This window comes from Kitasatospora paranensis (assembly GCF_039544005.1).
GTDB lineage: Bacteria > Actinomycetota > Actinomycetes > Streptomycetales > Streptomycetaceae > Kitasatospora > Kitasatospora paranensis.
In genome coordinates this window covers 3,551,399-3,564,987 of sequence record NZ_BAABKV010000001.1, presented here as the reverse complement: position 1 = coordinate 3,564,987, position 13,589 = coordinate 3,551,399, and the positions used below count along the sequence as shown (strand labels likewise).

The window sequence follows — 13,589 nt, the reverse complement described above, 5'->3', positions numbered from 1 at the left end:
GTGATCAATCAGGCACTCCCGGCCTAATGCCCGCGGGAACCGTCACGCTCGGTGGTGTGATGATCGCGCCACCGGGGCGACGACCGCCCGCCGCCCCGCGGGCCGCCGCGCCCACCGGCCGCGACCCGGGCCCGGGGCGCTCCGCCGCGGTGAGGGGCTCCGGTGTCCGCCGGCCGGCGCGGGTCGTCGCGCCCGTCCCGGCGGGCGCGGACGCGGCGACCGGGTTCACCCTGACGGCCCAATCGGCCGGGGCCGCCGGGCGCAACGGACGGCCCGGCCCGGGCGGGATGCCACCCGCCCGGGCCGGGCCGTGTCGGTTCAGCGGGCGCCCGCCCCCGCGGAGTGCCGGGTGACCAGGTGGGCCAGCCGGATCAGGGCGATCCGGCGCAGCTCGTCCGAGGCGACCAGGCGCTCCTCGTCCGGCTCGTTGGCCAGCCGGGTGCGGATGGAGCTGAGAACGGTGTCGAGCATCTCCTCCGGATCGATGCCCTCCAGGCAGACCACGAAGACGTGGCCGAACTGGGCCTCGTACGCGGCGTGCGCGGCCCGCAGGGCGGTGTGGGCGGCCTGGCTGCCCGGGGCCCGCATGCCGAGGAGCGGCTGCGGCATCCAGCTCTCGTCGGCCAGGGCCTCCGCGAGGTCCGCGGGGCGCAGGTCGTACGAGGCCTCGCTGGCTGCCGCGAGCAGGGACTCTATGTCGGGGTAGGGGCGGTGGGCGGTGAGCCGCAGGGCCCACCGGTGGCTGCCGCAGCAGGCGAGCAGCGCCTCTTCGGCCGCGCCGGTGTCGGCCTCGTTGAAGCGGTGCAGCCCGAGCAGGGACGGTTCCGTCGAAGCGTCGAGGCGCTGCGGCGGGATGTCGCTGGCCAGCGGGTCCTCCTCGTGAGGGCGGGAAGGGGGATGCTCCAGAGACGAAAGGTAGGTGCTGTGCGGTGGCGCGACGTACCGTGCGGGGCATGCGCGGGGAGGTCACCCCAGGCAGCGCCTCCACGGTAGTTGAGGGCTCATCAGTTGGGGAGACGCCGCGCTAAATTCACTCGATCGAGCTATCAAGTTGTGACGTTGAACACCGAGGGACAGAGAAGGGGCGGGGGCGGGCGCCGCGTACGGCGCCCGCCCCCGCCCTCCGCCCGCCCGGGCTACGACTCCCGGTGCACCTTGTGGTTGGCGGCCTGCGCCCGCGGCCGCACCACCAGCAGGTCGATGTTCACGTGCGACGGCCGGGTGACCGCCCAGGAGACGGTGTCCGCGATGTCCTCCGAGGTCAGCGGCTCGGCCACGCCCGCGTACACCGCCGCTGCCTTCTGCTCGTCGCCGCGGAACCGGGTCACCGCGAAGCCCTCGGACTTCACCATCCCCGGAGCGATCTCGATCACCCGGATCGGCTCGCCGCACAGCTCCAGCCGGAGCGTCCCCGCGATCGTGTGCGCCGCGTGCTTGGCCGCCACGTACCCGCCGCCGCCCTCGTACGCCGCGAACGCCGCGGTGGAGGAGAGCACCAGCACCGTGCCGTCACCGGTGGCCCGCAGCGCCGGCAGCAGCGCCTGGGTGACGTTCAGCACGCCGATCACGTTGACCTCGTACATCGCCCGCCAGTCGGCCGGGTCGCCGAGCTCCACGCTCTCCGCGCCGACCGCCCCGCCGGCGTTGTTGACCAGCACGTCCACCCGGCCGACCTCGGCGGCGAACGCGTCCACCGCCGCCCGGTCCGTGACGTCCAGGGTGTACGCCCGCCCGCCGATCTCCTTCGCCAGTTCCTCGATCCGACCCGTCCGGCGGGCCGCCAGCACCACGTCGAATCCGTCCGCGGCCAGCCGGCGGGCCGTGGCCGCACCGATCCCGCTGCTCGCACCGGTGACCACGGCCACCTTCTGCTCGGTCATGCCACTCCCAGGGAGACTGTCCGGTCCGTTCCGCCCCGATCATCTCAAGACGGGCCGCGCCACCTGTGAGGAAGGTCCCAGCCGTGGCATCTGTCCGCTCTCGGCCGGCCGCGACTACATTGCGTGCACAGCTGAACGTTAATCAGGGCTAACTCCACCACCCTCACCCCCACCCTCGCGGAGGACCTCCATGCCAGCCGAGCCCCGCCGCTCCGAGTCGGGCCTGCCGATCGAGCCCCTGTACGGTCCCGAGACCCTGGCGGACTGGGACGCGTCGGCCAAGCTCGGCAGGCCGGGCGAATACCCCTTCACCCGCGGCGTCTACCCGAGCATGTACACCGGCAAGCCGTGGACGATGCGCCAGTACGCCGGCTTCGGCACCGCCGCCGAGTCCAACGCGCGCTACAAGCAGCTGATCGCCAACGGCACCATGGGCCTGTCCGTCGCCTTCGACCTGCCCACCCAGATGGGCTACGACTCGGACGCCACGATCTCGGCGGGCGAGGTCGGCAAGGTCGGCGTGGCGATCGACAGCGTCGAGGACATGAGTGTGCTGTTCGGCGGGATCCCGCTGGGCGACGTCTCCACCTCGATGACGATCAACGCCCCCGGCTCGCTGCTGCTGCTCCTCTACCAACTGGTCGGCGAGGCCCAGGGCGTGCCCTCCGGCAGGCTCACCGGCACCATCCAGAACGACGTGCTGAAGGAGTACATCGCCCGCGGCACGTACATCTTCCCGCCGAAGCCCTCGCTGCGGCTGATCGCCGACGTCTTCCAGTACTGCCGGGCCGAGATCCCCAAGTGGAACACCATCTCGATCTCCGGCTACCACATGGCCGAGGCCGGCGCGAACCCCGCGCAGGAGATCGCCTTCACCCTCGCCAACGGCATCGAGTACGTGCGCACCGCGGTCGCCGCCGGCATGGACGTCGACGACTTCGCGCCGCGGCTGTCCTTCTTCTTCGTCTCCCGCACCACGCTGCTGGAGGAGGTCGCCAAGTTCCGTGCCGCGCGCCGGATCTGGGCCCGCGTCATGCGCGAGGAGTTCGGCGCCAAGAACCCCAAGTCGCTGATGCTCCGCTTCCACACCCAGACCGCCGGCGTGCAGCTCACCGCGCAGCAGCCCGAGGTCAACCTCGTCCGCGTCTCCGTGCAGGCGCTCGCCGCGGTGTTCGGCGGCACCCAGTCGCTGCACACCAACAGCTTCGACGAGGCCATCGCGCTGCCCACCGAGAAGTCCGCCCGCCTGGCGCTGCGCACCCAGCAGGTCATCGCGTACGAGACCGACGTCACCGCGACCGTCGACCCGTTCGCCGGCTCCTACGTGGTCGAGCAGATGACCGACGAGGTCGAGGCCGCCGCACTGGAACTGATGCACAAGGTCGAGGACATGGGCGGCGCGGTCGCCGCGATCGAGCAGGGCTACCAGAAGTCCGAGATCGAGCGCACCGCCTACCGCATCCAGCAGGAGCAGGACTCCGGGGCGCGCACCGTCGTCGGCGTCAACCGCTTCCAGCTGGACACCGAGGACCCGTACGAGCCGCTGCGGGTCGACCCGGCGATCGAGGCCCAGCAGGCGCAGCGCCTGGCGGTGCTGCGCGCCGACCGCGACAGCTCGGCGGTCGACCGCGGCCTCGGCGCGCTGCGCAAGGCCGCCGAGGGCAGCGACAACGTCCTCTACCCGATGAAGGAGGCGCTCGCCGCCCGGGCGACCGTCGGCGAGGTCTGCAACGCGCTGCGCGAGGTCTGGGGGACGTACACCCCGGTCGACCGCTTCTGAGGCCGCCACGCACCGCGGGCCCGGAGTCGTTCACGACTCCGGGCCCGCGGCGTTCACGCGGTGGTGATCAGTGCTTGCGGCCGAGGCGGAAGGAGTCGAAGAACCCCTTGCCCGGGGTGCCGACACCGGTGGCGGTGTCGTAGCCGCGCTTGGCGCTCAGGCCGTAGTCGGCCGCCACCTTGTAGAGGCGGACCTTGAGCACGCCGCCGATGGTGCCGAGGTCGACGACGTTGCCGAACTTGTTGTGCACGGCGGAGTCGTTGACGTCGTTGAACGCCTTGGTGCCGGCCCGGTCGTACAGCGCCGGGTTGGCGAAGCCGATCGCCCGGCCGCCGCGCGCCTCGATGGCGTCGGCCAGCATGGCCGCGGTCTCCGGGGCGGAGACCGAGGTGCCGCCGTAGCCGCCCTCGCTGTAGGTGCCGTTCGCGGTGTAGCCGACCAGGGTGGCGGCCACCAGGTCACCGCTCATCGCGATGTCCGGGGTGGCGCGCAGCGGGGTGGCGGAGGAGCTGCCGTCGGCCGCGGTCTTCGCGATCCGGTCGGAGACGACGCCCTTCTGGTACCACGGCTGCTGGACGTCCTTGGAGACACCGCCGCCGCCGCCGAAGTAGAAGAAGCCCGGGTAGGGGTTCCACGACTTCTGGTCGTCCGAGAGCACCGAGCGCTGGTCGCCCATCGAGACCTCGTGGCCGTAGTGGCCTGCCTTGTCCGCGAGCTCCAGGGTGGAGCCGCCGACCGAGGTGACCCACGGCGAGGCGGACGGCCAGTCGGCCTGCGCCTGGTTGGAGTCGGCCTGGCAGTTCACGCCGGTCGCGGCCGCGCCCGGGGAGCTGTCGCCGCAGTCGCCGCTGGAGAAGGTGAAGCCGATGCCCTGCACCGCGCCGAGCTGGAAGAGCTGGTTGTCGGCGGCTATGGACGCCGCGTCCAGGTCGCCGCTCTTGCCGTGCATGATCTCGCCCCAGGAGTTGGAGACCACGTCGGCGAGGTGCTTGTCGACGACGGTCGCCATGGCGTCGTACAGGTCCTGGTCGTAGCAGGAGTTGGCGCCGACGTAGGTGATCTGGGCGTTCGGCGCGAGACCGTGCGCCATCTCGACGTCGAGGGCCTCCTCGCCGGACCAGTCGCCGCACTCGTCCTGGTGCACCCACTTGTCCGAGGTGACGAGCTCGCCGTACTGCCCCGCGGCGAACGGCTTGTCGCCGTGCGCGGTGGAGAAGTGGTTGGCGTCGGCCTCCATGCTGCCCAGACCGTAGGCGTCGATGATGGCGATCCGGGCCCCCTTGCCGGTCACCTTCTCGTCGGTCACGCCGTACGCCTTGCGCAGCTGCGAGGGGATGTACGAGCACGGGGCGAACGGCTCGTTCTTCTCGTAGCCCTGCGGGGCGCCCGCGGCGGTCTTCGAGCCGTAGCCGTTGTCCGAGCAGGTCGGGTCGGCCGGCAGGGTGGCGGCGGGCTTCTTGAGGTTGCCGGTGGCCAGGCGGGCGGCGTTCGCCTTCGCGTCGGCCTCGCGCACCGAGACGGCGTGCGAGACGTTCTTGTGGACGACGTCGCTCAGACCGCTGACGGCCAGGACGGTGCCGGCGACCTGCGGCGGCACGACGGCGTCGCGCGCGGGGGCGCGGTGGGTGCCGTCGGCCGTCCGGTAGGTGTGGATCGGGGTGCTGAACGCCTTCGCCATGGCGGCGGTGGTGCCGGACACCTCGACGTAGTGGGCGGTGGTCTGCGCCACGGTCAGGCCGGCCCCGGTCACCCAGGCCTTGACGGCCTTCACCTGGGCCGCGGACGCGCCGAAGCGGGCCTGCACCTGGTCGGTGGAGAGGAAGGTGCCGTAGGACGGCGAGGACGGGTCGGAGACCGCCTTCGCCAGGGCGGCGAGGCCCGCGGTGTCCTGGCCGGCGAGGTAGATCCGTGCGGTGGCCGGGGTGGCGTCGGCCACCGCACCCGCGTCGGCCTGCGGGGTCGCCCAGGCGGGGTGGGTCCCGCCGAGCTCCTTGGCGGCGCTGGCGCCGCCGATGGGGGTGGCCGCGTCGGCCGGGGTGGCCATCGCGAGGGTTCCCAGGATCAGCGCGGCGGCGGGTGCCGCCACGGCCGTCCGGGAGAGCCGGCTGCGTGCTGCTGGCACGTCGGTTCCCCATTTCTCGTCTTTTGGACCGTCAGCAATCCCTCGTGGGGGCATGACGGAGCAAGCCTGGGGGCGGATCGTCCGCCCGCGGCAAGAAAGTTGACTGTGCGGTAGCTGTCTATTCGGACATGTGCACGCCGCTCAAGGGATCATGCGAAAGCTTTGCCAGGGCATGACCGTTCGGCGGGGGAGTCGTGAAGAAGCGGTGCCGTGTCCGTCCGGGAGGGGCCTCGTTGACAGGGCAGGGATCACCCGGGAAGGCGGCGTAATCGAGATGTCATACCCACCTGTGCGGCCGCCATGCACCGATCGGGCCACATCTTCGTGGGAAGACGGGCCAAAAGCCCTCCGTCGGCCTACCCTTGTTGAGGTGAACGATCCTCAGCCCGCCGAGCGGGCGTCCCTCGCCACCGCCGTCCGTCCCGGCCCGGGCCTGCGCGCCCGGGTGAAGGCGTACGAGGCCGAGCTGATCGCCTTCCGCCGCGACCTGCACCGGCACCCCGAACTCGGCCGGCAGGAGTTCCGCACCACCCGGCTGATCGCGGAGCGGCTGGCGGAGGCCGGCCTGCAGCCCCGGGTGCTCCCGGGCGGCACCGGGATGACGGTCGACATCGTGCCGCCGGGCACCGCGCCGGGCACCCCGCTGCTGGCCTTCCGGGCCGACATCGACGCGCTGCCCATCGACGACGCCAAGACGGACGTGCCCTACCGCTCGACGCTGCCGGGCCGGGCGCACGCCTGCGGGCACGACGTGCACACCGCGGTCGTCCTCGGCACCGCACTGGTGCTGGCCGAGGCGGCCCGTGCGGGCGAGCTGCGCCGTCCCGTCCGGCTGGTCTTCCAGCCGGCCGAGGAGGTGATGCCGGGCGGCGCGCTGGACGTCCTCAAGGCGGGCGGCATGGAGGGCGTCGGCCGGATCTTCGCGGTGCACTGCGACCCGAAGGTGCAGGTCGGCCGGGTCGGCCTGCGGGTCGGCGCGATCACCTCCGCCTGCGACCGGCTGCTGCTGACCCTGGACGGGCCCGGCGGGCACACCGCCCGGCCGCACCTGACCACCGACCTGGTCACCGCCGTCGCCCGGATGGCCGCCGACCTGCCGGGCCTGTTCGCCCGCCGGATGGACCCGCGCTGGGGCGCCAGCCTGGTCTTCGGCCGGATCGCGGCCGGGTCCGCGCCCAACGTCGTCCCGCAGCATGCCGAGCTGGAGGGCACCGTCCGCTGCCTGGAGCTCGCCGGCTGGCGCGAGGCGCCCGAGGTGCTGGACGAGCTGATCGGCCGGATGGCCGAAACACACCGCGCCAAGTGGGCGCTCGACTACCACCGCGGCGTGCCGCCGGTGGTCAACGAGCAGACCTCGATCGCGCAGCTGGAGACGGCCATGAACGCCCGGTTCGGGGCGGAGGCGGGCCCGGTGGTGGAGGACACCGAGCAGAGCCTGGGCGGCGAGGACTTCTCCTGGTACCTGGAGCACGCGCCGGGGGCGCTCGCCCGGCTCGGTGTCCGCGCCCCGGACGAGAAGGCGGTCCGGGACCTCCACCAGGGCCGGTTCGACGTGGACGAGCGGGCCATCGCCGTCGGGGTGGAGCTCTTCTGCTCGCTGGCCCTGGAGCACTCCCCGGTCTGACCCGCCGGAGGGCCCTCCGGGCCCCTCCGGCGGCGTCGCCGCAGTTCGGAGCCGTGCCCGGCCGCCGGTCGGGCGCGGCTTCGGCGCGTCCACGTCCGGCCGACGTACCCTGGTGGTCCGAAATACCACCCGGTAGTGACAGCGGGTTGAACATAGATGGCGGTCTGTCCGGGTTCGTCCGGGCGAATGACCACATTTTGATAACAACCCGAATGCCCCCGCAGCCCGTAACACAACCGTGTTCTACGCGCGTTACGGTGGCGCTCGACCACGCCAAACGGGTGTGTGAGAAGGAGATACTCCCTTGCGCCGTTCACTGAAGCTCGCCGCGGTTGTGCTCTCGGGTTCCCTGGGCATGGCCTCGCTCGCCGCTTGCGGCGCAAAGAGCACCGACAACACCGCCTCCTCCGGCTCCTCCGGCGCCGCCGCCTCCGGCCTCAAGGTCGGTATGGCCTACGACATCGGCGGCCGCGGCGACCAGTCGTTCAACGACTCCGCCGCCCGCGGTCTCGACCAGGCCAAGAGCGAGCTGGGCGTCCAGGTCAACGAGGCCGAGGCCAAGACCGGCGAGGCCGAGGCCGACAAGGAGACCCGCCTCAAGTCGCTGGTGACCGCCGGCTACAACCCGGTCATCGCGGTCGGCTTCGTCTACCAGAGCGCGGTCGAGAAGGTCGCCAAGGAGAACCCGAACGTCAAGTTCGCGATCATCGACTCGGCTTCCGACACCCAGCCGTCGAACGTCACCTCGCTGACCTTCTCGGAGCAGGAGGGCTCGTACCTCGCCGGCGTTGCCGCCGCCTCCAAGAGCAAGGCCCACCACATCGGCTTCATCGGCGGTGTGCAGTCCGAGCTGATCAAGAAGTTCGAGGCCGGTTACAAGGCGGGCGCCAAGTCGGTCGACCCGAACATCGTCGTCGAGACCACCTACCTCACCACCCCGCCGGACTTCAGCGGCTTCAACGACCCGGGCAAGGGCAAGGAAGCCGCCCAGGGTCAGCTGGACAAGGGCGCGGACGTCATCTACTCCGCCGCCGGCTCCTCCGGCAACGGCGCCATCGAGGCCGTCGCCACCGCCCCTGGCAACAAGTGGGCCATCGGCGTCGACTCCGACCAGGCGCAGCAGCCCGCCCTGAAGAAGTACGCCGACCACATCCTCACCTCCATGGTGAAGAACGTGAACGTCGCGGTGTTCAACTACATCAAGGCGGCGAAGGACGGCAACCCGCTGACCGGCGTCAAGAACTTCGACCTCAAGTCGGGCGGTGTCCAGCTCGCCACCAGCGGCGGCTTCCTGAAGGACATCCAGCCGAAGATCGACCAGGCCACCACGGCCATCACCTCCGGCGCCACCAAGGTCCCGACCGCCCCGCAGGGCTGATCCTGCGACACTGAGCACCGCCCACCTGCCGGGCGGTGAGCAGGGCTTCACGACCGACATCGGAGGGGCCCGGCGGGGCGCGCAAAGACGCGCCCCACCGGGCCCCTCCTGTTCACCCCTCCCGATCGCGGCACGAGCCCGATCCCGGCACTCCGGCGCAACGGCGCGCACGACGACCACAGGAGATCGCCATCACCGGTTCCGATCCCGCCCTCCACACGGGCGGCACCCCCAGCGCGGGGACGGCGACACCGGCCGTCGAACTGCGCGGAATCACCAAGCGCTTCCCCGGCGTGGTGGCCAACCACGACATCGACATCACCGTGCGACGCGGCACCGTGCACGCCCTCATGGGCGAGAACGGCGCCGGCAAGTCCACCCTGATGAAGATCCTCTACGGCATGCAGAAGCCGGACGAGGGCACCATCGCCATCGACGGGGAGCAGGCCGAGTTCAACACCCCGGCCGACGCCATCGCCCGCGGCATCGGCATGGTCCACCAGCACTTCATGCTGGCCGACAACCTCACGGTCTGGGAGAACGTCGTCCTCGGCGGCGAGAAGCTCCACGGGATAGGGGGCAAGGCGCGGGCCAAGATCAAGGAGATCTCCGACCAGTACGGCCTGGGCGTGCGGCCCGACGTGCTGGTCGAGGACCTGGGCGTCGCCGACCGCCAGCGCGTCGAGATCCTCAAGGTGCTCTACCGCGGTGCGCGGATCCTGATCCTGGACGAGCCCACCGCCGTCCTGGTGCCCCAGGAGGTGGACGCGCTCTTCGCCAACCTGCGGGAGCTGAAGTCCGAGGGCGTCACTGTCATCTTCATCTCGCACAAGCTGCACGAGGTGCTCGCCGTCGCCGACGCGATCAGCGTCATCCGCCGCGGCACCACGGTCGGCGACGCCGACCCGAAGAGCGTCACCGCCCGCCAGCTCGCCGAGATGATGGTCGGCGCCGAGCTGCCCTCCCCGGAGAGCCGCGAGTCCACCGTCACCGAGACGGAGATGCTCCGCGCCGACGGCCTGCGGATCGCCAAGCCCGACGCCGAGGGCATCGAGCGCGTCGTCCTGGACGACATCTCGCTGCGGATCCGCAAGGGCGAGATCCTCGGCATCGCCGGCGTCGAGGGCAACGGCCAGGCCGAGCTCGTCGAGGCCATCATGGGCATGCTGCCGCTGGACGCCGGCTCCGTGACCCTGGACGGCCGGGACCTCACCGCCGTCGCCACCCGGGCCCGCCGCGAGGCCGGCATCGGCTACATCCCCGAGGACCGGCACCGGCACGGCCTGCTGCTGGAGGCGCCGCTCTGGGAGAACCGGATCCTCGGCCACGTCAGCGAGGCACCGAACTCCAAGGGCTTCCTGCTCGACCCGGCCGGCGCCCGCAAGGACACCGAGCGGATCGTCGAGGAGTACGACGTCCGCACCCCCGGCATCGAGGTCACCGCGGCCTCGCTCTCCGGCGGCAACCAGCAGAAGCTGATCATCGGCCGCGAGATGAGCCACCGGCCCAAGCTGCTGATCGCGGCGCACCCCACCCGGGGCGTGGACGTCGGTGCCCAGGCGCAGATCTGGGAGCAGATCCGCTCCGCCCAGCGCGAGGGCCTGGCCGTCCTGCTGATCTCGGCCGACCTGGACGAGCTGATCGGCCTCTCGGACACCATCCGGGTGATCTACCGCGGCCGCCTGGTGGCCGACGCCGACCCGGCCACCGTCACCGCCGAGGACCTCGGCACCGCCATGACCGGTGCGGCTGCCGGCCACATCGAGTCCGAGCCCGAGGCCGTCGCCGAGGAGCGGGCGGTCGCCGCCGAGGGGACCGAGTCCGCCGAGGCCGACGCCGCCACCGAGGCCCCCGGTACCGCCGACACCGACGAGACCGCCGCGTCCGACGGGCCCGCCGAACCGGCCGAGTCCGCCGACGACGACACGCAGGCGGGGAGTAACCCATGACGAGTTCCACATCCACCCCGGCGAAGCGCGCCAAGCGCTTCGACCCCGAGCGGATCCTGCTGGCGCTGGCCGCGCCGGTGCTGGCCGTCCTGCTGTCCGTGGTGATCTGCTCCGTGCTGCTGGCCGTCTCGGGCAAGAACCCGTTCGAGGCCTTCCGCGTGATGTTCACGTACGGGACGGCCTCCGACGGCCAGGTGCTGACCCTCAACCGGGCCACCGTGTACTACCTGGCCGCCGCGGCCGCCGCCTTCGGCTTCCGGATGAACCTGTTCAACATCGGCGTCGACGGCCAGTACAAGCTCGGCGTGCTGTTCGCGGCGTACGTCGGCAGCCAGGTCGACCTCCCGGCGGTCCTCCAGATCCCGCTGCTGCTCGTCACCGCGATGCTGGTCGGCGGCCTCTGGGCGTCGATCGCCGGTCTGCTCAAGGTCTACCGCGGCGTCAGCGAGGTCATCTCGACCATCATGCTGAACGCCATCGCCACCGCGGTGGTCGGCCTGCTGCTCATCCCGGGCCGGTTCGCCCCGGAGAAGAGCGGCACCAGCAACAGCATCCAGACCGACCCCATCTCGCAGTCCAGCCACTTCTTCTCGATCGAGACGGCCGGCGGCACGCTCTGGGGCTTCATCTTCGTCGCCGTCCTGGTCGGCGTGCTCTTCCAGTTCACCCTGAGCCGCACCCGGTTCGGCTTCGACCTGCGCGCCTCCGGCCGCTCGGAGACCGCCGCCACCGCCTCCGGCGTGAACGTCAAGAAGATGGTGATCACCACCATGGTGGTCTCCGGCGCCATCGCCGGTCTGATCGGCCTGCCCGAGCTCACCCAGAGCTCGTACTACTTCGGCCAGAACATCCAGCCCGGTCTCGGCTTCATCGGCATCTCGGTCGCCCTGCTCGGCCGGAACACGCCGATCGGCATCGCCTTCTCGGCGCTGCTGTTCGCCTTCCTGGACGTCGCCGGCACCCAGCTGCCGCTCCAGGGCGACTTCCCGCAGGAGATCGTCCAGGTCATGCAGGGCACCATCGTCATCTGCGTCGTCGTCGCCTACGAGCTGGTCCGCCGCTACGGCCTCAAGCGCCAGCAGCAGAAGGTCGGCGCCGAACTCGCCGCCCAGGCCGCCGCGGCCGCCAAGAAGGAGGTCTCGGCATGAGCACCGCTGTCACCGCCAAGCCGAAGACGCCGGCGTCGCCGGCCAAGAAGGGCAGGATCTCGCTGCCCGTCCTGCTCCTGCTGATCGCGGGCGCCCTGGTGCTGTTCTCCGCGGTCGGCGCGGGCACCGGCAACCACGGTCTGACCTCCTCGGGCCAGATCGCCGCGGCCCTCGGCTCCGCCGTCCCGATCGCGATGGCCGGTCTCGGCGGCCTCTGGGCCGAGCGGTCCGGCGTGGTCAACATCGGCCTCGAAGGCATGATGGTCGCCGGCACCTTCTGCGGCGCCTGGGGCGGCTTCCTGGTCAACCCGTGGTTCGGCCTGGTGGCCGGCATGGCGGGCGGCGCCCTCGGCGGCCTGCTGCACGCCCTGGTGACCGTGACCTTCGGCGTCGACCACATCGTCTCCGGTGTCGGTGTCAACCTGCTGATCCCGGGCATCTGCGCGTACGTCAACAAGATCTACTACAAGGACTACGTGGCGGACGGCGCCGGTGCCAACCAGTCGCCGCCGGCCGACTCGCTGCCGCTGATCACCGTGCCGGGCCTGTCACCGTGGCTGGCGAGCGTCGAGAAGCACCACTGGTTCCTGGTCTCCGACCTGGCGGGCATCGTCGGCGGCGTGGTCACCAACCTGTCGGTGGTCATCGTGCTCGCCGCGGTGCTGATCGTGGCCAGCTACTTCCTGCTCTGGCGGACGGTCTTCGGCCTGCGGCTGCGCTCCTGCGGCGAGAACCCGACGGCCGCCGAGTCGCTGGGCGTCAACGTCTACAAGTACAAGTACATCGCGGTCATCGCCTCGGGCGCGTTCGCCGGCCTCGGCGGCGCGTACCTGTCGCTGGTCGCGGCGCACTTCTACAAGGACGGCCAGACCCAGGGACGCGGCTTCATCGGCCTCGCCGCGATGATCTTCGGCAACTGGATGCCCGGCGGCCTGGCGGTCGGCTCCGGCCTGTTCGGCTTCACCGACAGCCTCCAGCTGCGGGACGCCGACTCGGTGCACGTGCTGCTGCTCACCGTCGCGGTGATCATGGGCCTGCTGGCCATGTGGCACGGCTACCGCCGCAAGTACACCACCGCGGTCATCAGCCTGGTGGTCGGCGGCCTGCTCGGCCTCTGGTACGCCACCACCGACGCGGTGGAGCGCCCGCTCATCGTCGCCACGCCGTACGTGATCACCCTCGTGGTGCTCGCCCTGGCGTCGCAGCGCCTGCGGCCGCCGAAGGCGGACGGCCAGATCTACCGCAAGGGCCAGGGCAAGTGACGACGGCTCCGGCGCCGGCACCGGACTGGGAGGCCCTGCGGTCCGCGGCCCGCGAGGCGATGTCCCGCGCGTACGCGCCGTACAGCAAGTACCCGGTCGGTGCGGCGGCCCTGGTCGACGACGGCCGGGTGGTCAGCGGCTGCAACGTGGAGAACGCCTCGTACGGGCTCGGTCTGTGTGCCGAGTGCGGCCTGGTCTCCGCGCTGTACGCCACCGGCGGCGGCCGGCTCACCGCGTTCACCTGTGTGGACGGCGCGGGCGCGCTGCTGATGCCGTGCGGCCGCTGCCGCCAGCTGCTGTACGAGCACGGCGGGCCCGAGCTGCTGGTCGACCTGCCCTCCGGGGTGAAGACCATGGACGAGGTCCTGCCCGATGCCTTCGGGCCGGAGCGTCTCTAGCAGCTCCTCTTGTTACGCGCGTAGAGTGTCGCGGAGGGCCCCGGGCGG

General features: G+C 71.5%; 10 protein-coding genes. 7 read left to right on the top strand and 3 right to left on the bottom strand.

The genetic code is table 11. The annotated features are described in order from the left end of the window. Positions 1-318: 318 nt before the first annotated feature. Both ABEB13_RS17165 and ABEB13_RS17160 read right to left on the bottom strand, forming a co-directional pair. Positions 319-855, bottom strand: coding sequence for a 2-oxo-4-hydroxy-4-carboxy-5-ureidoimidazoline decarboxylase (locus ABEB13_RS17165; protein ID WP_425559966.1), 537 nt, complete (start codon positions 853-855; stop codon positions 319-321). Positions 856-1,136: 281 nt separating this feature from the next. Then, entirely contained in the window at positions 1,137-1,880 is a 744-nt protein-coding gene (locus ABEB13_RS17160; protein ID WP_345706216.1) for an SDR family oxidoreductase, read from the bottom strand. Positions 1,881-2,070: 190 nt separating this feature from the next. On the opposite strand from ABEB13_RS17160, the gene ABEB13_RS17155 reads away from it, so the two are divergent. Beyond that, positions 2,071-3,660: an acyl-CoA mutase large subunit family protein gene (locus ABEB13_RS17155; protein ID WP_345706215.1), complete on the top strand. Its 1,590-nt coding sequence runs from the start codon at positions 2,071-2,073 to the stop codon at positions 3,658-3,660. A gap of 67 nt (positions 3,661-3,727) precedes the next feature. On the opposite strand, the gene ABEB13_RS17150 is transcribed toward ABEB13_RS17155, so the two are convergent. Beyond that, positions 3,728-5,782 carry a S53 family peptidase gene (locus ABEB13_RS17150; protein ID WP_345706214.1) on the bottom strand — a complete coding sequence of 685 codons (2,055 nt, stop codon included), beginning with the start codon at positions 5,780-5,782 and terminating at the stop codon, positions 3,728-3,730. Between the two features lie 370 nt (positions 5,783-6,152). Here ABEB13_RS17150 and ABEB13_RS17145 point away from each other — a divergent pair, with 370 nt between their 5' ends. The 6 genes from ABEB13_RS17145 to ABEB13_RS17120 all read left to right on the top strand — a co-directional run bounded on the left by ABEB13_RS17145 (position 6,153) and on the right by ABEB13_RS17120 (position 13,541). After that, entirely contained in the window at positions 6,153-7,406 is a 1,254-nt protein-coding gene (locus tag ABEB13_RS17145) for an amidohydrolase (RefSeq protein WP_380232596.1), read from the top strand. Between the two features lie 304 nt (positions 7,407-7,710). After that, complete coding sequence (locus ABEB13_RS17140; RefSeq protein ID WP_345706213.1) at positions 7,711-8,784, top strand: BMP family lipoprotein; 1,074 nt, start codon at positions 7,711-7,713, stop codon at positions 8,782-8,784. Between the two features lie 293 nt (positions 8,785-9,077). Further along, positions 9,078-10,733: an ABC transporter ATP-binding protein gene (locus ABEB13_RS17135; protein ID WP_345706212.1), complete on the top strand. Its 1,656-nt coding sequence runs from the start codon at positions 9,078-9,080 to the stop codon at positions 10,731-10,733. Next, on the top strand, positions 10,730-11,881 hold the full coding sequence (locus tag ABEB13_RS17130; protein ID WP_345706211.1) for an ABC transporter permease: 1,152 nt from the start codon (positions 10,730-10,732) through the stop codon (positions 11,879-11,881). Before ABEB13_RS17135 ends, ABEB13_RS17130 begins: the two co-directional genes overlap by 4 nt. Continuing rightward, positions 11,878-13,143, top strand: coding sequence for an ABC transporter permease (locus ABEB13_RS17125; protein WP_345706210.1), 1,266 nt, complete (start codon positions 11,878-11,880; stop codon positions 13,141-13,143). The genes ABEB13_RS17130 and ABEB13_RS17125 overlap by 4 nt, the downstream gene beginning before the upstream one ends. Further along, a complete protein-coding gene (locus ABEB13_RS17120; protein ID WP_345706209.1) occupies positions 13,140-13,541 on the top strand; it encodes a cytidine deaminase in 402 nt (133 codons plus the stop codon). Before ABEB13_RS17125 ends, ABEB13_RS17120 begins: the two co-directional genes overlap by 4 nt. The last annotated feature ends 48 nt before the right edge of the window (positions 13,542-13,589 follow it).

Coding starts and splice junctions, on each gene's coding strand:
- ABEB13_RS17130 (WP_345706211.1), top strand. CDS start 10,730: ATGACGAGTTCCACATCCACCCCGGCGAAGCGCGCCAAGCGCTTCGAC.
- ABEB13_RS17125 (WP_345706210.1), top strand. CDS start 11,878: ATGAGCACCGCTGTCACCGCCAAGCCGAAGACGCCGGCGTCGCCGGCC.
- ABEB13_RS17155 (WP_345706215.1), top strand. CDS start 2,071: ATGCCAGCCGAGCCCCGCCGCTCCGAGTCGGGCCTGCCGATCGAGCCC.
- ABEB13_RS17160 (WP_345706216.1), bottom strand. CDS start 1,880: ATGACCGAGCAGAAGGTGGCCGTGGTCACCGGTGCGAGCAGCGGGATC.